This window comes from Shewanella sp. Sh95, from assembly GCF_001308045.1.
Taxonomy (GTDB): Bacteria; Pseudomonadota; Gammaproteobacteria; order Enterobacterales; family Shewanellaceae; genus Shewanella; species Shewanella xiamenensis.
The window spans coordinates 1-21724 of record NZ_LGYY01000033.1 but is presented as its reverse complement, the minus strand read 5'-3'; the positions used below and the strand labels follow the sequence as shown (position 1 = coordinate 21724).

The following is a 21724-nucleotide window of genomic DNA, read 5'->3' as shown; positions in this document are numbered from 1 at the left end:
GGCACTTATGGGTGACTCCCCGTGCTCGTTACTATCAAGCTTCAACTTTGATGGAGCAAGATGATGAACACGATTTTCACCCTGTCGCAATTTGTGCATATTACCGCGGGCGCACTGGCATTAGTGTTATTTTGGATGCCTGCCATGCTGAAAAAGGGCAGCGCGAATCACAGTCGTTTTGGCCGTTATTATGTCTATGCCATGTACACAGTGGCGGCGACGGGCGTGGCGATGGCAGCGACGGGCCTCATTGATCCGCTCGCGGTGATTAAACAGCCTGCGGCCAACGCCGATGCTTTAGCAGAGCAGATTGCGGATCGTAAAAATGCTTGGATATTTCTCATCTATATCAGCTTGTTAACTCTAGTGACCGTTAGGCATGGCGTGTTGGTTCTGCGTTATAAGGCGCAGCGTCAGCAATTAACATCGCCGCTGCATTTGTCGTTAATGCTGAGCTTAACGTTACTTGGCCCTGTGATGGCGCTATGGGGATACCAAGAAAAGCTGATCCTCGCGGTGATTTTCGGCCTGTTAGGCACTACGGTTGGGGCGGGATTCCTGCGCTATAGCTTTAAGGCAACGTTGACCAAATTAGAATGGTGGATAGAGCATTTAGGCGCGATGATTGGCTCGGGTATCGCCTGCTACACCGCCTTTTTCGCCTTTGGTGGCAGCCGTTTGTTTATCGACCATGGTAATTTGCGTCTGTTGTCGTGGACACTGCCAGGTGTTGTGGGTTTTGTAGTCATCCGCTATTTAAGTGGCAAGTATCAGCGTCGTTTTGCGGATTAACCTGAAACGTAAAAGCATAGGGAGCCGTAAAAAGAACAGGGGCCGCCTAAGCTGCCCCGATTTGAGATGATGTGAGCGGTTTTACCCGAGTTAAACCTTGGTCTCGGTAGCATTGGCCGTCTTAGCAGACTCGAGCCACTGATCCATCTTTTGCTCTAATAAATCTAAGGGCAAGGCGCCATTTTCGAGCAGTTTGTCGTGGAAGACTTTGATATCCATCTTATTGCCCAAGGCTTGTTTGGCCTTAGCTAGCAGTTCGATAATTTTCAGCTCGCCCAACTTGTAACCTAAGGCTTGTCCCGGCCAAACCACATAGCGCTCGATTTCGGACGTGGCCTCTGAGCGGTGTATTCCCTCAGTCGCCACTGCATAATCAATGGCTTGCTCACGACTCCATCCCTTTGCATGCATACCTGTGTCGACCACTAAGCGCACCGCGCGGTGTAACTCAGACTGCAAGCGGCCAAGATCGTTAATTGGATTATCCTGATACATGCCCATCTCGGCGGCTAACCGCTCGGCATAGAGCGCCCAACCTTCTCCCGCGGCATTAGAGTAAAAAATGGTACTCAGCAGCGGCAAGGTATCCGACAGACCGATGAGCGTCTGTAGATGATGGCCGGGATTGGTCTCGTGATAGGTTAAGGTTTGCAGCGAATAGGAGGGCAGCGCCGCCATATCGTACAGGCTTATCCAAAAAGTACCCTTACGCGAACCATCCTGTGACGGCGCATCGTAAAATGCACCGCTGGTTGCGGCGGCACGACTATCGGGCACGGCTTCAACCGCAACCTCTTGATTTGGTAACAGCCCAAACCACAGCGGTAATTTGGCATTCACTTTCGCCAGATAGCCGTGAATGTCCGTCATTAATTGTTGTTTGCCCTCGGCAGTGTTGGGGTAGATATATTTAGGATCCTTGAGCAATCGCTGCATGCGCTCGCCAACTGTGCCTTTGCGGTAACCCACTTGTTTGAGTAACACATCCATCTCGGCGGTAATGCGGGCGACTTCATCTAATCCCAGTTGGTGGATCTCATCTGGGGTCTTATCTGAATTGGCGAGGTGTTTAATCATCGCCTTATAGAGTTTCGCGCCCTGAGGTTGGTGTCCAAGTCCCGCCACATGGGTGGCCTTGAGACGCACAGCCTGTAGTGCGGAAATCAACTGGCGCGTGGCAGGGTAATATTTAGTCTCCACCAGTTCGGCGGCAGAGTTCGCCAACGCCTCACTTTCTGGTACTTGGGCGGCGGTTAATTTGGCTTTAAAACTGCTGACCAAGGGATGCTTGTTGGCATGGTGGACTAACTGTTGCTGTAATCCTGCGATGGTCTTATCGATAATAAAATCGGGTGGGATTACCCCCATTTGTACATCTTGATCCAGCTTATCGATAACCGTACCCATGGCGGCAGGGTACATGCTTAAGCGGTTAAGATAAGCCTTTGCTTGCTCGGAGGTGGTGACTGCAAACTTATCTTCCATATAGCTCGGAAATTCAACATGCAATCCAGATAAGTGGTTGACGACATAAGGTAAAAACCAAACACCATATTCGCCAAGCATAGTGCCATAGGCCACGGTTTCGGCAGGTAACAGGGCGCCGGCGATTTCGGATTTTATCGAGCCTAAACTCACTTGTTCAGAGGCGCTAAGCTTACTGGCATCGATAGCATTGAGCTCAGCTAATATGGCCTTAAGCGCTTTACGCCGATGATTTTCCCCCGACGGGCTGTAATCGGTCAGCTTAGAGAGTACATCCTTGCCCGCCTCATCCTCGGCCACGCCATAATAGGTGGCGATTTCTGGCCTTAGGGCAAAATAACGCTGGGTGATTGGCGCAAGTTGCTGCTTAAGGCTCAATACTTGGACGGCCTTTTCGGCCTTGGCCTGCTCAGTGGTTTGATTGGTCTGTGTTGGGTTTGGATCGCTACAGCCCGTTGCTAACATGGCCAAAATTAAAGCATTTACTATTCTTTTCATCAGGTTACTCATACAAAAACATTGTGGGCAAATCCGTTGTTGGACTTGTGCCGCAAGCGTTAAACCGTGATTAGTGTGATCAAGCTCAAATTTGAACGGTTATCCTAACAGTTTATTGCACTCAAACTGCATAAATTTTGTTACTAGTTTTATTGATAATGTGGAGTGAAAAGCGAAGTGGGGGACTAAGGAAATCCTTATAGATCATTATAATGGGCAGCCATTTTCAAATAGGTAGCTTTCAAGTGGATTCCCATCCACATAAATCAGCAAAGCACCTAATTCATGTCTAACTGAAAAAGCATTATTCATCATGGCCTCTGGGGCAGATAGGCAATACCATTGGGGCTCATTTCGCTGAGGTTGCTGCCATTCAGTGGTTAATTTTTGTGATTGAGCGATTAATTGCTGTCTTTGCGTTGCATCTGGGAAAAGCTGCTCCAAGTTATAGGACTGTATTTGCTGTCCTTGAGGATTAAAAATGCCTATATCTGGGCCAGTTTCTTCCGCAACATATTTACCCACAGTAATCACAAAGCCATTATCGTTTACTGCAAATCTAGCAGGAGCAAAACGATAAGGTAGTTGGTAGTGCTCGGAAAGCACATATCCAGACTTTTCATCCCAGGTAAAAATACTCATTTGCGCTGACTCAGGCTTGTCTAAGGGAAATGAGCCAGAGTGGAGTCGCGCAATGACTCCTCCATCAGGGCTGACCATCACAATCGACTTAGGTACAGGCCATGAGCTAGCTAGGCTTTGGCTGGAAAAAATCAGTAGCAGCAAACTCAGTATCCTTAACATGACAACTCCATTTCGCGCCTGTTAGTTTGTTTGCACTAACTTACAGGATTCTCCTCTGTAAATTCAATGATATCCCTAAAACTAGTTTAGTCGTACCAATGTCTCTATTGAAAATCCCCTTAGTTAAGGTGCCCTAATATTAAAAATGAGCGCTTGCTCAAAGGTTTTTACATCGGTTGCGATATTTGCTGAACTTAGCTGATAAAGGATTATCAGAGCGTTAAGCAAGCCTATGATTTTTATGTTAACTAAGGAGTTGTAGATGAGGAAAACCGCACTTTCGAGCCTTGTTTTTGCCCTGCTTTTAGGGGCTCCGCTGGCGAATGCCACTATTGAATCTGAATCGTTTGAAAATATAAAAGATGTGAGGGCATTACAACAGCAAGCGCCGCAGTTATTAAGCTCGGGCTTACCGAGTGAGCAACAGTTTGCGCAGCTTAAACAGGCGGGTGTGGATGTGGTGATCAATCTTATGCCCGATAGTAATAAAGATGCCCATCCAGATGAAAGAAAACTCGTGACTCAGGCTGGAATGGAGTACGTGTATATTCCCGTGGATTGGCAAAACCCTAAAGTAGAAGATGTTGAAGCCTTCTTTACAGCAATGGATCAGCATAAGGGGAAAAATGTGTTAGTTCATTGCCTTGCTAATTATCGCGCCTCAGCGTTTGCCTATTTATATCAGTTAAAGCAAGGCCAAAAGCCTGAGATAGAAAAGACTATGGCGCCATGGAATGGAGAGTTATCAAACTATCCTAAATGGCAGGAATTGTTAGTGGATGTAAGTCAAAAATACGGTTTCTAATGTTTTACGTGAGTATGAATCCGCCCGCGCGATTGCTTAGTTATACGCTTGATGCGCGGATGGCGCTTTATATGTGACGTATCATCTCCGTTATACATCAAGTTACTGGAGAATTTGCTTTAGCTGGTAAAACAAGATGGAGAACGGTTATTTTTTGGTAGATACATAAAAAAACAACTTCTTATCAATTGTTTAACATTTTAAGGGTTGGTATGATGAGCCAATGCATAAAGCATAGTAACCAATCATGGATGTGAGGCTCATTGTGTATGGGAAAACTATTTAATAAATATTTAGGTCTAACTTTAATCTTTATTCCTTTCTTTGTAAGTTCTAATTTTGAGCCAGCAATAAAGGTTTTTGATACAAACGACGATATTATTTTACCAAGTGTTGATACTTCTAGTTCGAAAGTAATATCAACAAAGGATGGTTTTTTATTTACTGGAATTAACCAGAATGGCTTTACTTCGTTATATTATTTCGATCAGTCGGCCACAACTCCCATCGAAGTAGATATTCCTCTCGCTAATAAGGGAAAATTCACAGTATTAGACCATAACTCCTTACAGAAAATAGGGGATGATTTATATACATTTTACATAGATACGACTGATGAGATGTTTTACTTTAATTTGGAATATAAAAAACTAATTAAGTGGGATTTATATTATAAGCTGAAGAATAATAAAGATATTTCACAGATTAGAGATGGTGTAGGCTCTCAATTATTTTCCGAGTTAAGTTGGATATCTTATATAAATGATGGAAATTTTATATTTGCGAGAAATAATAAAGTTTACTCATATAATAGTAAGGATGATTTACTTACCAAGTTAATGGATGGTGATGACTGGGGGAGTGAATTGATCCAGAATAATGGTAGTAATATATATTTTGAGTATGACGGCGTACTTTATAATACTGACGGCGTAAGATTGGATGATTTGTACAATTATCCTGATGGAGAACAGGCTTTTGTATATAGAGATTCAGGTGATATTGTATTAAGAGATAAGTACAACGCACCTCAAGGTGATTTCAATAGTAAAGGTTTATTTGCTATTTCATTTGGTTCAGAACGGTCGGTAGATTATTTGTATTTAAGTGGTGAGGGTTATTCTGGAGAAATAAGGCTAAGCGGTAATTATAGATTTTCAAGTAACTCAGGCATTATTTCAAATGAGAATTCTATTACATTCTTGATAAAAAAGCGTGCCACAAATTATGGTGATGGCTATCAGATACAAACTTGTAATCTAAATACGAGTCTTACCTGTAAAAATATAAATGTTCTACCTGAGATTGCTCAAGGACTAGATAATGTAACCCTATTTAAGGTAGATGCAAGTAATGTTTTAGTGAATGCGAGATATATTGAAGCTGGAACGATAGTTGAGACTAAAATGATTTTAGTCAATCTTGTTACATCTGAGGTGAAAGAGGTTGGTGTTAATATAGATAAAAATGTTGTTGCTGATATATTGGCAAAGTCGGCGGATGAAATATTTATTCTCACTAGAACTGTTTTGGACGATAAAAAAACGTTATACAAGTACAAAATAAGAGAGGCTAAATTAAGTAGCTTTTCTATAAAAAACTATCATGGTCAGTATCGTAGCGGCTTTATTGTTAGCGGGAGGTTATTTTCTTTAAAGCGTGATGTTATTTCTGAAAATTTATTAAGTGATCAAAAATTTGAAGGATTATTTGAATTTGATGAAAATTATGATTTATTTAATCTGATATTTCTAAGCAATTTTGGAAGGAATACTGGTCAGTTAAATTTCTCAGGTATCCATGGTGTTAATAAAGTTAACGATGGGATTGTTTCTTCTAGCATTAGAAATCTCGACAATAATTCTTATTATGCTTTTATGATTCGTGACGATCTGACAAAGATTGATATTTTTAATGGTTTTGTTAATTATTGGCTTGATTCTATCGATGGATTTATATTTAGTTCATTAAATAATGTTTCCATTTTTAAAAATGGCGCTGTTAGAAATTTGTATTCCTATAATGACTCGTCAAATATAAAACTATTTAACCCAATTTCATACAATAAAGGGAATATTCTTTTTGATAATAATTATGTTTTAAATGTTAATGATTACAATGTATTTGATGTTTTAAAACCAAATTTGAATGGTTATATAAGTTCAAATCCTGTTCAATGTGGTGGTGGTATATTTTATCTCTGGAGTGATTCTAATGGTAATAGCCTTTGGAGGAGTAACAATAAATCTTTATCAAAGATAGATCTGAATGGTAGGGACATTAGTTTAAAACTTGATTATTATAGTTTATCGGACTCTTTGCTGTTATCTAGTTACAACAAAGCGACATTTGCTGATGATAATTATTTTATAATTAACTGTAACGATTTTACAATTAAAGATATTTCACTTAAGCCAAATGATGCGACTAGTGTTAGTATTGTGAAAAGTGAACAAGGTGACTCATATGCTTATGTATACTATTCTGATAAAATGGAAATTTATTATCTGAATGATTATGACTTTAAATTAAATAAAATATATACAACATATCTTTCTGATTATTTTTATCCAGAATATAATATGATTCATCGAACTGTAGCAGGATTTTTTTATAATTATCAATATCAGTTCAGTAATGGAAATCTTGTTAAGATTGATAATGCTGATAATGAGTTGGTGGTTGCTAGCACTGGTGACTGCCACAGTGATGCTGATGACCCTCGGGGATGGATGGTATGTGCTGTAACTATAAAAAATGATAATTTAATGGAAGATGCCATACGTATTTATGATCCAAAGTTACAGAAACATGTTTACGTTAAGTTGAGCTATCTGGAGCCAGAGGCTAATATCAGTAACTTTACATATAGTAAAGGAAGATATTTTTTTAATGCGAATGTAGTTGGAATTGGTTATGAATTGTTAGCTATAGATCAAAACTGCCTGATTGAATTAGATAATGGAGCAGATAACTGTACGTTACCACTTCCAAACTCAGCTCCAAGAATTTATAGCCATGAAATAGAAAGTTATTACAATGGACAATCCGTTTATTTCCCCATTAGAGCTGTTGATGAGGATTTAGACCGGTTGACGTATAAAATTATTCGTAAAGATGTAAATTGGTTATCTATTTCCAATAACGGTGTTTTAAATGGTGTGATCCCTAATAATGAAAAACCAAGAGTAATTAATTTAACTATTGGAGTCTCAGATGGGAATGTTGAAATTACAAAGGAGATCAAATTAAAAATTTTAGAAAATAATAATCATGATAACACGGATAATCCGTCTACGCCTCCAAGCGATAATGGGGAGGGTGGTGGAAGCTTATCGCTATTTTTGCTTTTTATCCTTTACCTCGTAGCAACTTATCGCAGAAATTCCAAGCAGGGTTCTAGTTGTCAGTTTTGAATATAAAAAATATTTAGTTAGTTTTGCCATTGATAGCTTTGTTCGTGAAGCTATCAATGGCATTTCTCTAACTTGTGTATTTAGGTGTGTTGATGAACTAGCTTGCCATTCTTCACTACATCTTTGCAGGGATTGACGCCGTAGCTGTAGGCCAACTGTGCTGGGGTGGCGATATCCCACAGACAGAAATCCGCCTGTTTGCCGACCACTAAGCTGCCGACATTATCTTCAATCCCAAGCGCCTTAGCGGCATTGAGTGTTAAACCCGCAAGCGCTTCCTCTGGGGTTAAGCGGAATAGGGTGCAACCCATGTTCAGCATCAGCAGGGTCGAGCAGATGGGCGATGAGCCGGGGTTAAAGTCGCTGGCGAGCACCATAGGCACACCGTATTGACGCAATAAGTCGATTGGCGGTTTTTGGGTTTCCCGCAAAAAGTAAAACGCGCCCGGTAACAGCACGGCGCAGGTGCCACTTTCACTTAGGGCTTGAACGCCAGCCTCATCTAAATATTCAATATGATCAACCGACTTAGCCCCTAAGCGTGCGGCTAATTCAGAGCCGCCCATATTGGATAATTGCTCGGCATGCAGTTTAACTTGCAGGCCAGCCGCTTTGGCGGCGCTCAGCACGCGCTCGGTTTGTTCTAGGTTAAAGGCGATGTTTTCACAGAATACATCCACCGCATCGGCGAGGTTTTCGGCAATCACCGCAGGCAGCATCTTATTGATTATTAAGTCGACATAGCCGTCGCTATTGTCTTTAAATTCGGGCGGCACCGCATGGGCACCGAGGAAGGTGGTCTTCACATCCACATGGTGATGTTGGCCGAGTTCGCGGGCGACGCGAAGGATTTTGAGTTCAGTTTCGGTATCTAGACCATAGCCAGATTTAATCTCGACCGTGGTAACGCCTTCCTTTGCCAAGGCATTTAAACGCTGGCGGCCGAGATCAAATAACTCGGCTTCGTCGGCCTCACGGCAGGCGTTAACCGTGGAAATAATGCCGCCGCCAGCACGGGCGATTTCCTCATAGGTAGCGCCCTTTAGGCGTAGCTCGAATTCGTTGGCACGATTACCTGCAAACACTAAATGGGTGTGGGCATCAATCAGCCCCGGAGTGATCCAACCGCCCTTGCCCCTGTAAACAGGAATGGACAACACATCGAAGGCGGGCAGCTCGCTGCGTGGGCCTAACCAGGCAATTTTACCGTCTTTTACTGCGATAGCCGCATTGGTAATTGCACCGTAAGGTGCTGATATGGAAGGGTCCATTGTTGCTACGTTAACGTCTATCCAAACCTGATCCCAAGACATTGTTATCCCTCGCTACGTTGGCTTTTTGGCCCCGCAAACTCTTTATTATCGAAAGTTATGTGAGCTAGCTTGTATTTACTTGTATATACAAGCTAGGATTGTAGCCGTAATTTTGAACGTTTAAAAGTGTGCCAGCACCTAGCACCTAGCACCTAGATTCTAGATTCTAGATTCTAGATTCTAGATTTTTATACCGAGGAAGTGTTTTGGCTACGCCTAAGTTTGCAGAAATTAAGCAATATATCATTGGCTGTATCGAGTCTGGTGAGTGGGAAGAAAATGCCCGCGTACCCTCGGAAAACCAGCTAGCCGAACTGTTTGTCTGTAGCCGGATGACGGCGCGTCGCGCCTTGACCGAGCTGACGGACAACGGCGTTCTTGAGCGCTCACAGGGGCTGGGCACCTTTGTTGCGGGGCGAAAGTCGCAATCCTCCATGTTGGCGATCCGCAACATTGCCGACGAAATCAAAGACCGTGGTCATGGTTACAGTGTGCAGCAGTTGGCACTTGAGCAAGTAAACGCTACCGCGCCTATCGCCATCGCACTGGCGCTGGAGCTCGGGAGTCCGGTGTTTCATTCGGTGTTAGTGCATTGCGAGCAGGGCGTGCCGCTGCAAGTCGAGGAGCGTTATGTGAATCCCGCCTTTGCGCCTGATTACTTAGAGCAGGACTTTAGCGAGCAAACTCCCCATGAATACCTGTCACAGGTTGCACCGCTGACCGAGGCGCACCACACCATCGAAGCCATAATCGCCAGTAGTGAGTTGCAACAGAGGTTAGCCATTCCGGCGACCGAACCCTGTTTACAGATTTCACGCCGAACTTGGTCGCGCCAAGGGGTGGTGAGTTTTGCCAAATTAGTACACCCAGGTAGCCGCTTTAAACTCGGCGGACACCTTACCTTTAATAAATAACAACTCGCGAAAACCCGTTAAGAGCTTATGCCTTTAACCTTAGGTTTAGTGAAAAACACAATAAAAACAATAGCACTTAGCCGTAAGGCGAGTGAGTTCAACAGGTTGAAAGAGGACATCTCAATGGACAAGCGACACGACCCAAGCCGCCGTATTATTGCGCCCCATGGTAGCCAATTAAGCTGTAAAAGCTGGTTAACCGAAGCGCCAATGCGCATGTTAATGAACAACTTACATCCCGATGTGGCCGAGCGCCCAGAAGACTTAGTCGTCTACGGTGGTATCGGCCGAGCTGCCCGCGATTGGGATTGTTACGACAAAATCATCGAAGTCCTACAACGCCTCGAAGACGATGAAACCTTAATGGTGCAATCGGGTAAGCCTGTGGGCGTATTTCGCACCCACGCCGATGCTCCACGCGTGCTGATTGCTAACTCTAACCTAGTGCCACATTGGGCAAATTGGGAACACTTCAACGAGCTAGATAAACAAGGTTTGGCAATGTATGGCCAGATGACCGCGGGTTCGTGGATCTATATTGGTACCCAAGGCATTGTCCAAGGGACCTACGAAACCTTCGTTGCAGTGGCAAAACAACACTTTGGCGGCGTTGCTGCCGGTAAGTGGATCCTCACCGGTGGTTTAGGGGGTATGGGCGGCGCGCAAACGCTGGCAGGTACTATGGCTGGCTTCTCAGTGTTAGCCTGTGAAGTCGACGAGACTCGCATCGATTTTCGTCTACGTACCCGTTATGTGGATAAAAAGGCCACTTCATTAGACGAAGCCTTGGCTATGATCAACGATGCCAATGCCTCGGGCAAACCCGTTTCCGTCGGCCTGTTAGCTAACGCCGCCGATGTATTTGCCGAATTAGTGAAGCGTGGTATTACTCCTGATGTTGTCACCGACCAAACCTCTGCCCACGATCCGCTGAACGGCTATTTGCCACAGGGCTGGACCATGGCGCAAGCGGCCGACATGCGTAAAACCGATGAGGCTGCCGTCGTTAAAGCGGCTAAAGCCTCGATGGCGGTACAGGTGCAAGCCATGCTGGATCTGCAAGCGGCAGGCGCAGCGACCTTAGACTATGGTAACAACATTCGCCAAATGGCCTTCGAAACCGGCGTTAAAAACGCGTTCGATTTCCCAGGTTTTGTGCCTGCCTATATTCGCCCACTCTTCTGCGAAGGTATCGGCCCGTTCCGTTGGGTTGCGTTATCTGGCGATCCTGAGGATATCTACAAGACCGACGCCAAAGTAAAAGAACTGATCCCAGACAATCCACACCTGCACAACTGGTTAGATATGGCCCGTGAGCGTATCGCCTTCCAAGGGCTGCCAGCGCGTATCTGCTGGGTGGGTTTAAAGGACCGTGCGCGTTTAGCCCAAGCCTTTAACGAGATGGTGAAAAACGGCGAGCTGTCGGCGCCGATCGTGATTGGTCGCGACCACTTAGACTCAGGCTCAGTCGCCAGCCCTAACCGTGAAACCGAGTCTATGATGGACGGTTCAGACGCAGTATCTGATTGGCCATTACTGAACGCTCTGCTAAACACTGCCAGCGGCGCGACTTGGGTATCCTTGCACCACGGTGGTGGTGTTGGCATGGGCTTTAGTCAACACTCGGGCGTAGTGATCGTGTGTGACGGCACTGAAGCTGCTGCTAAACGTGTTGGCCGCGTGCTGTGGAACGACCCAGCGACAGGCGTGATGCGCCATGCGGATGCGGGTTATGAAATAGCTAAAAACTGTGCAAAAGAGCAGGGCTTAGATCTGCCCATGCTTAAAGACTAACTATTCAACAAACCGTGAAAAACAACGACAAGAATACGGATGTAAAAATGAAATCAGTCAATCATTTAGTATTAACGCCCGGCAGTTTAAGCCTGGCGCAACTGCGTGAAATCAGCCGCCATAAGCTGACACTCGAACTGGCACCAGAGGCGATAAACGACATCAACACCAGCGCGCAAATCGTGCAAAAGGTGCTGGATGAAGGTCGCACCGTTTACGGCATCAACACGGGTTTTGGTCTGCTGGCCAACACTAAGATTGCCCCGGAAGATCTGCAATTGCTGCAACGCTCTATCGTGTTATCCCACGCGGCGGGCACGGGCCAGTATATGCAGGATGCCACAGTGCGCTTGATGATGGTGTTAAAGATCAACTCCTTAAGCCGTGGTTTTTCTGGTATCCGTTTAGAAGTGATTAACTTCCTTATCAGCCTAGTGAATGCCGAGGTTTATCCTTGCGTGCCTGAAAAAGGTTCTGTGGGTGCCTCTGGCGACTTAGCGCCGTTAGCCCATATGTGTCTGCCGCTCCTGGGTGAAGGCGAGATGAGCTACCAAGGGCAGATTATTTCGGCCGCCGAAGGCTTAGAAATCGCCGGCCTTAAGCCAATCGATTTAGCTGCGAAGGAAGGCTTAGCCCTGCTCAACGGTACTCAGGCTTCTACCGCGCTGGCGCTGGAAGGCTTGTTCCACGCTGAAGACTTGTTTGCTGCCAGCTCAGTGATTGGCGCGATGAGCGTTGAGGCGGCCATGGGTAGCCGCAGCCCGTTTGACCCACGCATCCATGCGGCCCGTGGTCAAAAAGGTCAAATCGATTCGGCGATGGTGTTCCGTCATCTGTTGGGTGAAGAGTCTGAAATCAGCTTAAGCCATGCAAACTGTGAAAAGGTACAAGACCCTTACTCACTACGCTGCCAACCACAGGTGCTAGGCGCTTGCTTAACGCAAATTCGCCAAGCGGCGGAAGTGTTAGGCACTGAGGCCAATGGCGTGACCGATAACCCGCTGGTATTCCAAGATACTGGCGATATTATTTCCGGTGGTAACTTCCACGCCGAACCAGTCGCTATGGCTGCGGATAATTTGGCGATTGCGATTGCCGAATTAGGCGCGATTGCAGAGCGTCGTATCGCGCTGCTCATCGACTCTAGCCTGTCTAAATTGCCACCTTTCCTAGTGAAAAACGGCGGGGTGAACTCGGGCTTTATGATCGCCCAAGTAACCGCGGCGGCATTAGCCTCTGAAAACAAAACTTACGCCCATCCAGCCTCGGTAGACAGTTTACCAACCTCGGCAAACCAAGAAGACCATGTGTCTATGGCGACCTTTGCGGCGCGCCGTTTGCGGGATATGAGTGAAAACACCCGCGGCGTATTAGCGATTGAATTGTTAGCTGCCGCCCAAGGGTTGGATTTCCGCGCGCCATTAGCGCCAAGTGATGCAGTGGCTAAGGCCAAAGCCGAGCTACGCGAAGTGGTTGCCTACTACGATAAAGACAGATATTTCGCGCCGGATATCGAAGCGGCAACGGATCTGTTGTACACCGCCAGCTTTAATACTTACTTGCCCCAAGGCGTATTGCCGAGTCTGTAATGCACAGTCTTTGGCGCCGATAACCCCTCTGCGGGTGAAAAGTGCTGAAGCAAGCGACCAATAAAGTGAAAGGCATAGCGATTTGCTATGCCTTTTTCTCATTTAGGGAGGGGATTTAGCACTTTAGCGCTTTTTGATCTTAGCCTTGGCAATCGACGGGTAAATACTCGTCGGGAATACCATTACTACTACATACCCAAGTCACATTATCCTGCTCGTCGACTTGTGGCGATAGGTACACCTCATAGTCTTGATAATCCCCTAGGGGTTCGCCGCCCACAAACCCGACTATGCCATCGGTGTAGAGATTAAAGGTGGCCAGTTGTGCATCCGTGAGTCCAAGGACTTCCAATTCTGTCGGCCAAGCTTTGTGGGCTTGGTAGTAGGCCGTTAAAGTATCTGTAATGGGCGTTAATGACTGATGTAATTGATCTATATGTTTAACCGCAGCATCGGTATCGGGAACGGTCAAAGTTAAAGCCGGAGTTTGATCAGTTGGCGCCTCATAACTTATCTCTGCGCCCATTTTTTCTTGGTATTCCTTATAGGCGGGAATCGCGACCGCTGCTGCCACACCGATAATCGCCGCAAGGATGATAATCCCGCCGCCTGCTGTGCCCATACGTGGCATAAACAAACTAAAGAGATAGGCAAATACACTGCGTGAAGGCGCCGTATACACTTTGCCTTGTGCGGTTGCTTGTACTCTTGCCATGCGTTTAGTCAGCCAAGGATAGCTGCTATTGATCTCATGGAAAGACATCCAAAAGCCGCTCGACTCTTGGGTTTGGCGAATATATTGATCGACATTCATCCGTTTCCACTGCTCAACCCCGGCGGCGAGTACGGCGACCGCATTGGTGGCTGAACGTAAGCTATTGCAGCAGCGCAAGCCGTGTAAATCACAGGTATATTCACAGGCACGGGCATAGGCGGCGCCTACTAACGGCAACCAAGTGGCGAACACTAACAGCGGCTCTTTACCAATATGGTTACGGCGAATATGGCCCAGCTCATGGCCGATATAGAAGTTAAGGGCATCTTTATCGGACTCGAGTGCATCCACGATCGATGAGAACAGCACTATGTAGTTACGGCGTAAAAAGCGGGTGGCGAGGGCATTTAGCATACCATCGGCCGCTAACAGGTAGGCGCGCGGTGGTTCTTTAATCTCTAAACGCTCGCAGCAGGCGAGGTATTGTTTGTGTAAATCGGGGAACTGCTCAGGGCTGATTTCAACCGCCGTGCCCTTTAAGTAGCTGATAAACGCCGAGTGGGTGAAGAGGTAAATAATAAAAAACATCAGCACATAAATCAGGGCGAGACCTTTTGTGGCTAAAATAAGTAAAAGCCAAATAAGTCCTGAAATAATCGCTAAAATTGTAAAGAGTGACTTTTCCTTCGAATAGACGGTATCGGTCATTTGAATAGGGTTGTCGTTCCCTGCACTAACCACTTGTTCCATGTTGATCCTTTTCCTAGTGAAATAACAAAGCGGCGTGAAAATAGTCAATTTCACTAGGAAATTCAATCTCTATAACTGGAATAACCGATAATTTACCTTTAAGTGCTAAAAATGGCTTAAGGTGCCAATACGGCGGTGCCATTTTTTATCGCGTTTTGCGCCAGTTCGTAAACCTGCTTTTCGGCTATATTAACTAGCTTTTGGTGTTCATCGCCGAGTTGCTCCATCTCTTTGCCCATCACTTCCATCGATGCGCCTAGGCTTTCAATTTGCGCGTTACTCTCAGCATCTTTTTCACCTGAGGCGAGATTGACTAAGAGGTTGTTGGTTTCGGCACTGATAGCATCACCCTTTACTTGCATTTGCTCGCCTAGACGCTGCATTTTTTCGCCTTGGATCTGCATTGGGCGCACGGCCTCTTTCACTTGATTTACAAGGGCTGGATCGGTAATCACATAGCGGTTTCCGCCAGTCTTAACCCACAGGTAATCCGTTTGGTAAGCATTGCCTTGTTGTTTGAGTGTGTTCCAATCTTGGCTTTCACCCGCGCCTATCGTGAGCTCACCATCTTGGCGTACATAAATCCACGAAAAGTCAGGATAATTACTGCTATTGATTGAAATATTGGTTTCGGTCGATGACTGAGTGCTTGTCTGCTGTGTAGCCCAAATTCCACAGGGGATAAGTGCGAGGATCAATAAGCCGCCAAATACTTTAGTGCGTGTGTTCATAATGCTTCCTTGTATGAATAAGTGTTTGTGATTAACTCACCTGTATAAGCAGAGTCCATGCCAATAAAATATTCTTTATTTATCATTCACATGTAGAAAGTGTCCGCCTGGCGAGCCTAAATGTGTCCGCGCGTTCAGTCTCAATGTGTCCGTTCAGTGGACACTTTTGGGATAACCCATCAGGCTGCACTACACTTAGTCGAGTTTGTTAAATACTGCTTGATTGCGGAACAGGCATTGAGTGGTTATTTGTGGAGTAGTGCTGTTTTTTGCCAGTTTGATAAGCGTATTTTGCTTAAGTCAGCTTAGGTTAAGCTGGTATGGCGTTAGCTATGGCAATGAATAGTGGTTGGTCGTTTATGTGAGGGACTCAAGAGTATGAAGTTAACTAAGATAATCAATATGCAAATCGCAGGAATAGCGGGGTTTTTAGCCATCGCCTTGAGTATGCCTGCTATTGCGGCTGAAAAGCCTTCCTTTGACTGTAGTAAAGTACAGCCGGACAGTATCGAAGATATGGTGTGTAAGGATGCAGGCTTAACTAAGTTAGATAAACAATTGGCCGAGGTCTATGCTAAGGCCACCGCAAAAGCTAAAAATGAACAGCCTCCAACGTTAAAAGCGCTGCAACGGGGTTGGGTAAAAGGTCGCAACGAATGTTGGAAAAGCGATGATAAACATGCGTGTATTGAATCGAGTTACCAAACACGGATTGCAGAGTTACAGGCGCAATATCGCCTCGTTGAGATGACTGGCCCAGTATTTTATGCCTGCGATGGCAACCCCGCCAATGAAGTCGTGGTCAGTTACTTTAATACTGAACCCGCCACCTTAATTGCAGAGTATGGCGATCAAACTTCCTTGATGTTTGTTCAGCCAAGTGGCAGTGGCGCTAAGTATCAGGGGCGCAACGAAAGCCTATGGGAACACCATGGCGAAGCCAAAATTGTCTGGGGATATGAAGCGCCAGAAATGACCTGTACGGTCAAAACAGCTAAATGATTAAAAATTAACACCAAGCCCTAGGTTATAACTGACATCCCGAACATGGCGTATCGAGGTTTTAGTCTCATTGATATCATATTTGAATGAGAGGTAAATTTGCTGAGTCAGTAGATACTTAAGCCCAAATGTTGAGTCCGAAATATAATCAATGGTTGGTGTGTCAGGAAAGGCGATTTGGAGATCGGCATAGGTCTCCAATACGCCATCAAACCAATATTGTTTATAGTTGAGCGTGGATGCCCAAGCGTTGAGTTGATAGGTAAATATTTGGGTATCCAACCAAAAATGGTTGTACGTAACAACAAAGTCCAGTTTATCTCGTCCTATTCCCCAAAACCGATAACCCGGACCAATCGCGGCGTAATAGTTGCTAATTGGGAAGTCGAGTCTATCTTCTTGAAAATAATCTTCTTGCCGCAATAACCAATGTTCACTGATGAGGTAGTCAAGGCTGTAGTGGCCTTCAATCGTATTACGTTTGGTGGCGTTACCTTCGGTTTCATAGCGCACTTCACTTTTCAGGTTATGGCGCCATTGCAAGGTTTCGGCTGTGATATCACTTTTTGCATGGAGTTTTTGGGTATTTTTGCTGTGGCTGGTGACATCGAGTGCGGCCTCAACACTGCCACTATAGCGCCATTCTGAGTCACTTTTTCGGTCTGAATACACCAGCTCACTAATGGGAATTTGTTTATTGTTAACCTGAACAAACCCATCGAGTTCGGAGGATTTTATGCTCACATCTTGTAGCGTACGGTTGATGCTCCAATGCTGATTTTGGGTGGTTTCAAAGCTTTTAATCGCGCTACGCTCTATGGATATTTTGGGGGAATAACTGGGTTTTATAACTAAGTGTGCTTCGTCAAAGCTTTTAATTTCGCCAGTGATTTTATCGCCATTTCTCAGTAACACAGTATCTGCCAGACTTTGCCCACTTAAGCCTGCCAGTAATATGGCTACAGATAACCTAGAAAAGTGATTTGGCATTAGTGGCTGGCTCTAAAAAATAAACAGTGTCGAAGATTTGGGCATTCTAGCCTATATGGCGCAGAGTAAGGCAATAACAATAGGCGAAGATTTCAGGAATTGGATGTTAGCACCCAATTCCCTATCTTGCTTAAGGATCAACGAGAATTGATTTCGGTGATTTTGAGATTGAGCAATTGTTTCTGCCAACGGTTTTTGTCAACGCCTTCAACCCAAATCACAGGGCTCTTACGTTGCTCGCCCTTACGTAGGTAGGTTTCTGGCATGCGGAAAATCGCTTCCCAGACTTCCAGTTTTTCGGTTTTGAGCAAGGTGCCATCGTCGGCAAAGAAGCTGGCTTCGACCTCAACTAAAGTCACGTGTTCGCCGCTGGTGCTGGCAAGCTCAAAGTTCAAGCCGAGTTTATCCTGCTTCCATTGGCTCTCGCTGAAGGTGACTTTAATGCCGTCTTTGGCAGTAGAGCCTAAGATCTCGGGTCTGGCGATGGCATTGGCGGTCAGAGTTGTGACAGGTTTGGTTGCTTCAACGGCGGATGTGCTGCTGGCTACTGCCGCTGCGGCTGTTGTTACAGTAGAACTTGGGGTCGCAACTGTAGCAACTGCTGGCGCTTTAGCGGCTTTGGTCTCTGTGATGATATATTCCCAGGTAAAGTCGTCTTTTAGTCTGACTTGAGCGCCATTCTCAAGGGTAATGGTGGCCACATCGGCTGCCATCACTGAGGATGAGAGCAATAAGAGTGAACTAAGTGCGCTAAGGCGAAATAAGGTTTGCATTGATTTTCTGGCTCCGGTATCCATCTGAGTCAACATTCTGCCCTAACATAAACAATTTGCAGCATATTCGTCACTGTCTAAGTCGCGTTTTGATGAATAAAGCGGATTTAGCCGTAAGAGAGGGCAGACTGAGTTTAAGGTATGCGCTTAGGGATAAAAAGTATCAGGGCGTTGTCATAGAGTCGGATTGTCTATAAACGTCTGTAGAGGAGAGTAAAATGCAAGGTAAACATCGTACTTATGGACTCGTTATCGGCTTGATTTTCAGTGCTGTAACCTGGGCAGATGAGCCTCTTAAAACGGGCTGTGCTGCAAAATTAGCGGCTATAAGTGCTGAACTCACTGAGGCTAAGGCTGCTGGTCATCAGCACAAAGTGGCAGGGCTAGAAAAGGCCTATAGTGAGGTCGCAAACCATTGTGACGATGACAGCTTAACTGCCGAGCGTTTAGCTAAAATTGAGGTCTTAGAGGCTAAATTAGCCGAGCGCCAGCATGAGCTTACCGAAGCGATTGCCGATGGTAAGCCTATGGATAAAATCAATAAAAAACGCCAAAAGATTGCAGAAGTTGAATCTGAGCTTGCTAAGGCTAGAGCAGAGCTCGCACAATAACTTCGGACTCTTTCGGTTTAACCCGCATACCCTATGCTCAAAATGGTCGATTCAGTGCTGGAGTTATAACCTGCACTCAGCATGACATGCTCTGTTAGGCGATATCTTAGGCCTGCTTCGGCACCCCAATGTTTGGACTTATCTTCTTCCCACGAGGGTTTGCCATCGACAATGCGGGGTGAAATATTGTTGGTATAAGCTGTGGTGCTGATATAGAGGCTGCCGCCCGCATAAATGCTAAAGTTATTGGTTAAACTGTAGCTTAAACCTAAGCGCCAGAGGCTTTCTTGTCGATGTGATAGTGCGGGTTCTGGCACCTCAATATCGGTTTCACGACTGCGGGCATAACCAAGGTAATAACCCCATCGCTGATAATCATCATCGAAATGATAGGGCGCAAGGGTGATTCCGTAGAGATTATCTTCTGCGGGAACGTAATCGAGCATGAGCGCTACATAGGGAATGGTGGTTCTCTCAACTGATTTATCTGGCATCATCAGATGATTTGAAGTGTTATATTCCGTTGCCTGTAGCGGTTGGCATAGGCTCAGTAGCCCAATGCTAAGATAGGCGAATTTAGGTAAATGACGATACATGGGATGGCTTCCTTGGTAGCAGGTGGATTATTGTTCATTTCCTTTTGTGTGTGGTCAATTCAAAATGCTAAAATCTCTTTTAAAATAATTAGTTGTAAAATTTTTGTATCTTATGGTGAGTGTTTTTAAAGGGATATTTAACTGAGGGTAACTCAGTTGTTTCCTTTGTATGACTTTGTTGCGCTAGCGCCTAAATTGGAGTGAATTGTGGATCAGGAAATAAGGCTCGAAATTTCGGCATGGTTAACGGGTTTGGGAATTGACAGTCAACCATCCGACGGAATATCAACCAGCATTATGCTGCTTGCTTGCGTGTTAGTAGCGGCCATAGCCTATTTTATTATGCGCCGTGGGGTGATCCGCGCGGTTAACATGGTGATTCTGCGATCTAGAGTGACGTGGGACGATGTGTTTATGCGCTATAAAGTGCTCGAAAAGCTGGCGATGTTAGTGCCCGCTATCGTGCTCAATCTGCTGGTGCCTATAACCTTAACAGAGCATCCGGTACTTAGCGGCTTAGTTGATCGCCTACTGAGTATCTGGCTGGTGGTATTGATGATCCGCGCTATCTACGCGGGGCTGGATGCGGTTAATGAAATCTCTGACATCAATCTGGTTAGCCGCCGACTACCGGTTAAAAGCTTTGTGCAGTTGTTTAAGTTGTTCCTATTCTTTGTCGGCCTTATCGTGTCCCTTTCTGTGCTCGCCGATCAGTCTCCTGTGTACTTCCTCAGCGGCTTAGGTGTAGCGACGGGTTTTGTAATGTTAGTGTTCCGCGACACGATTTTAGGCTTTGTCGCAGGGATTCAGCTCGCAGCCAACCGCATGGTAAGCAAGGGCGACTGGATCCAAATGGATAAGTACGGCGCTGATGGCGCGGTGGAGGAAGTGTCCTTAACCACAGTCAAAGTACGTAACTGGGATAAGACCATCACCATGATCCCCGCCTATGCGTTAGTCTCGGATGCGTTCCGTAACTGGCGTGGCATGTCCGAATCGGGCGGGCGACGTATCAAACGCGCGGTTAATATCGATATCAACAGTATTAAGTTTTTAACTGAGGAAGATCGAAATCGCCTGAGTAAAATCAATTGTTTGAAAGAGTATTTCCCCGCCAAGATCAGCGAGATCCAAGCGTCGAATGCTAAAGTGTCGGATCTGGATATGATGGTCAATGGTCGCCATTTGACCAACGTGGGGACTTTCCGCGCTTATTTGCAGGAATACCTGCAACGCCACGATAAAGTGCATAAGGATATGACCCTGATGGTGCGCCAATTGGCACCGACCACCGAAGGCTTACCGATTGAGGTTTATATCTTTACCAATGATACCCGCTGGGCTTTTTATGAAGCGATACAAGCGGATATCTTCGACCATATCTTTGCCGTGTTGCCTGAGTTTGGTTTGCAGGCCTTCCAAGCGCCGACGGGTAACGATATCCGCAGTCTGAAATCGGTGAAGGTCGAGGGTTAGTCTCGACTGACGAGAATCGCGGCGAGGGTAAGAAATACGCCGCCGCTGGTTCGGTCAAACCAATGCAATTTGTTGCTGGCCTTAAGGCTAGGTGCCAGCACATTGGCCATCGAGGCGTAGATCATTACAAAGCTAAAGTCGACCAGCGCCCAAGTGAGGGCAAGAATCGCCAATTGCGGTAATTGTGGTGCGGTTAAATCGATAAATTGTGGAAATAACGCCGCAAAAAACAGTAGGTCTTTAGGATTGCTGATCCCTACTAAAAATGCCTGTTTAAAGAGTTGTTTAGGCTGACCATTTCCTTCTTTTTTTGCCACTTCCAATGGCTGAACGTGCTGTTTTGTGAGCAATAATTTGATACCCAAAAACACCAGATAGGCGCCACCACACCACTTGAGTATGGTAAAGCCGTATTCCGAGGCGCTGATCAGTGCCCCTAAACCTGCCGCCGAGGCCACCATTAATACCAGTGCGGCGCACACACTACCAAGCCCTGTGGCTATGCTGCGTTTTTTACCGAAATGAATACCGTGGGACATAGACCCGTCATTCCGCACCTAATTTTCGATTTAAAAAACTTGACGGCGATCGGTCATTCTGATCTATTACTCTCTTTTGCAGGTAATTCATCATGGCCGCTCCCGCTATCTCTATCCGTAACCTCGACCAC

General features: G+C 45.7%; 17 protein-coding genes and 1 pseudogene. 9 read left to right on the top strand and 9 right to left on the bottom strand.

The annotated features are described in order from the left end of the window. Positions 1-60 precede the first annotated feature (60 nt). Positions 61-792, top strand: a complete 732-nt coding sequence (locus AEA42_RS02810; RefSeq protein WP_055646909.1) for a hypothetical protein — start codon at positions 61-63, stop codon at positions 790-792. Positions 793-882: 90 nt separating this feature from the next. On the opposite strand, the gene AEA42_RS02805 is transcribed toward AEA42_RS02810, so the two are convergent. Beyond that, on the bottom strand, positions 883-2775 hold the full coding sequence (locus tag AEA42_RS02805; protein ID WP_231640343.1) for a DUF885 domain-containing protein: 1893 nt from the start codon (positions 2773-2775) through the stop codon (positions 883-885). Positions 2776-2982: 207 nt separating this feature from the next. Beyond that, positions 2983-3579, bottom strand: a complete 597-nt coding sequence (locus tag AEA42_RS02800; protein ID WP_055646907.1) for a hypothetical protein — start codon at positions 3577-3579, stop codon at positions 2983-2985. 262 nt (positions 3580-3841) lie between these two features. Between AEA42_RS02800 and AEA42_RS02795 the strand changes: the two genes are divergently transcribed. Both AEA42_RS02795 and AEA42_RS02790 read left to right on the top strand, forming a co-directional pair. Further along, the gene (locus tag AEA42_RS02795) at positions 3842-4384 is read left to right on the top strand and encodes a protein tyrosine phosphatase family protein (protein WP_055646906.1); all 543 of its coding nucleotides are present in this window, start codon (positions 3842-3844) and stop codon (positions 4382-4384) included. A 269-nt stretch (positions 4385-4653) separates the two neighbouring features. Beyond that, entirely contained in the window at positions 4654-7800 is a 3147-nt protein-coding gene (locus AEA42_RS02790) for a hypothetical protein (protein ID WP_055646905.1), read from the top strand. Positions 7801-7880: 80 nt separating this feature from the next. Here AEA42_RS02790 and hutI read toward each other — a convergent pair whose 3' ends face one another. After that, positions 7881-9113, bottom strand: coding sequence for an imidazolonepropionase (gene hutI / locus AEA42_RS02785; RefSeq protein WP_055646904.1), 1233 nt, complete (start codon positions 9111-9113; stop codon positions 7881-7883). Between the two features lie 206 nt (positions 9114-9319). Between hutI and hutC the strand changes: the two genes are divergently transcribed. From hutC to hutH, 3 genes are all read left to right on the top strand, one after another. Beyond that, positions 9320-10027, top strand: a complete 708-nt coding sequence (gene hutC, locus AEA42_RS02780; RefSeq protein WP_047536458.1) for a histidine utilization repressor — start codon at positions 9320-9322, stop codon at positions 10025-10027. A gap of 123 nt (positions 10028-10150) precedes the next feature. Next, a complete protein-coding gene (gene hutU / locus AEA42_RS02775; protein ID WP_055646903.1) occupies positions 10151-11821 on the top strand; it encodes a urocanate hydratase in 1671 nt (556 codons plus the stop codon). A 47-nt stretch (positions 11822-11868) separates the two neighbouring features. Continuing rightward, the gene (gene hutH, locus AEA42_RS02770) at positions 11869-13410 is read left to right on the top strand and encodes a histidine ammonia-lyase (protein ID WP_055646902.1); all 1542 of its coding nucleotides are present in this window, start codon (positions 11869-11871) and stop codon (positions 13408-13410) included. Positions 13411-13549: 139 nt separating this feature from the next. Here hutH and AEA42_RS02765 read toward each other — a convergent pair whose 3' ends face one another. Both AEA42_RS02765 and AEA42_RS02760 read right to left on the bottom strand, forming a co-directional pair. After that, the gene (locus AEA42_RS02765; protein ID WP_055646901.1) at positions 13550-14875 is read right to left on the bottom strand and encodes a M48 family metallopeptidase; all 1326 of its coding nucleotides are present in this window, start codon (positions 14873-14875) and stop codon (positions 13550-13552) included. Between the two features lie 116 nt (positions 14876-14991). Further along, positions 14992-15606 (bottom strand): hypothetical protein, encoded by a 615-nt coding sequence (locus AEA42_RS02760; RefSeq protein ID WP_037416298.1) that lies wholly within the window; start codon positions 15604-15606, stop codon positions 14992-14994. 378 nt (positions 15607-15984) lie between these two features. Here AEA42_RS02760 and AEA42_RS02755 point away from each other — a divergent pair, with 378 nt between their 5' ends. Then, complete coding sequence (locus tag AEA42_RS02755) at positions 15985-16608, top strand: MliC family protein (protein WP_037416303.1); 624 nt, start codon at positions 15985-15987, stop codon at positions 16606-16608. On the opposite strand, the gene AEA42_RS02750 is transcribed toward AEA42_RS02755, so the two are convergent. Both AEA42_RS02750 and AEA42_RS02745 read right to left on the bottom strand, forming a co-directional pair. Continuing rightward, positions 16609-17598 (bottom strand): DUF481 domain-containing protein, encoded by a 990-nt coding sequence (locus tag AEA42_RS02750; RefSeq protein ID WP_037416307.1) that lies wholly within the window; start codon positions 17596-17598, stop codon positions 16609-16611. Positions 17599-17735: 137 nt separating this feature from the next. Then, positions 17736-18371, bottom strand: a complete 636-nt coding sequence (locus AEA42_RS02745; RefSeq protein ID WP_055646900.1) for a DUF3157 family protein — start codon at positions 18369-18371, stop codon at positions 17736-17738. A 218-nt stretch (positions 18372-18589) separates the two neighbouring features. On the opposite strand from AEA42_RS02745, the gene AEA42_RS02740 reads away from it, so the two are divergent. Then, positions 18590-18982, top strand: coding sequence for a DUF1090 domain-containing protein (locus tag AEA42_RS02740; protein WP_037427934.1), 393 nt, complete (start codon positions 18590-18592; stop codon positions 18980-18982). Between the two features lie 17 nt (positions 18983-18999). On the opposite strand, the gene AEA42_RS02735 is transcribed toward AEA42_RS02740, so the two are convergent. After that, complete coding sequence (locus AEA42_RS02735; protein WP_055646899.1) at positions 19000-19578, bottom strand: outer membrane beta-barrel protein; 579 nt, start codon at positions 19576-19578, stop codon at positions 19000-19002. A gap of 207 nt (positions 19579-19785) precedes the next feature. Here AEA42_RS02735 and AEA42_RS02730 point away from each other — a divergent pair, with 207 nt between their 5' ends. Next, the gene (locus tag AEA42_RS02730; protein WP_037416320.1) at positions 19786-21054 is read left to right on the top strand and encodes a mechanosensitive ion channel domain-containing protein; all 1269 of its coding nucleotides are present in this window, start codon (positions 19786-19788) and stop codon (positions 21052-21054) included. Here the strand turns inward: AEA42_RS02730 and AEA42_RS02725 are convergent. Continuing rightward, a pseudogene (locus AEA42_RS02725) lies at positions 21051-21596 on the bottom strand (LysE family translocator); the annotation flags it as partial. The gene AEA42_RS02730 and the pseudogene AEA42_RS02725 sit on opposite strands and share 4 nt — an antisense overlap. Between the last annotated feature and the right edge of the window lie 128 nt (positions 21597-21724).

Coding starts and splice junctions, on each gene's coding strand:
- AEA42_RS02810 (WP_055646909.1), top strand. CDS start 61: ATGATGAACACGATTTTCACCCTGTCGCAATTTGTGCATATTACCGCG.
- AEA42_RS02805 (WP_231640343.1), bottom strand. CDS start 2,775: ATGAAAAGAATAGTAAATGCTTTAATTTTGGCCATGTTAGCAACGGGC.
- AEA42_RS02800 (WP_055646907.1), bottom strand. CDS start 3,579: ATGTTAAGGATACTGAGTTTGCTGCTACTGATTTTTTCCAGCCAAAGC.
- AEA42_RS02795 (WP_055646906.1), top strand. CDS start 3,842: ATGAGGAAAACCGCACTTTCGAGCCTTGTTTTTGCCCTGCTTTTAGGG.
- AEA42_RS02790 (WP_055646905.1), top strand. CDS start 4,654: ATGGGAAAACTATTTAATAAATATTTAGGTCTAACTTTAATCTTTATT.
- hutI (WP_055646904.1), bottom strand. CDS start 9,113: ATGTCTTGGGATCAGGTTTGGATAGACGTTAACGTAGCAACAATGGAC.
- hutU (WP_055646903.1), top strand. CDS start 10,151: ATGGACAAGCGACACGACCCAAGCCGCCGTATTATTGCGCCCCATGGT.
- hutH (WP_055646902.1), top strand. CDS start 11,869: ATGAAATCAGTCAATCATTTAGTATTAACGCCCGGCAGTTTAAGCCTG.
- AEA42_RS02765 (WP_055646901.1), bottom strand. CDS start 14,875: ATGGAACAAGTGGTTAGTGCAGGGAACGACAACCCTATTCAAATGACC.
- AEA42_RS02760 (WP_037416298.1), bottom strand. CDS start 15,606: ATGAACACACGCACTAAAGTATTTGGCGGCTTATTGATCCTCGCACTT.
- AEA42_RS02755 (WP_037416303.1), top strand. CDS start 15,985: ATGAAGTTAACTAAGATAATCAATATGCAAATCGCAGGAATAGCGGGG.
- AEA42_RS02750 (WP_037416307.1), bottom strand. CDS start 17,598: ATGCCAAATCACTTTTCTAGGTTATCTGTAGCCATATTACTGGCAGGC.
- AEA42_RS02745 (WP_055646900.1), bottom strand. CDS start 18,371: ATGCAAACCTTATTTCGCCTTAGCGCACTTAGTTCACTCTTATTGCTC.
- AEA42_RS02740 (WP_037427934.1), top strand. CDS start 18,590: ATGCAAGGTAAACATCGTACTTATGGACTCGTTATCGGCTTGATTTTC.
- AEA42_RS02735 (WP_055646899.1), bottom strand. CDS start 19,578: ATGTATCGTCATTTACCTAAATTCGCCTATCTTAGCATTGGGCTACTG.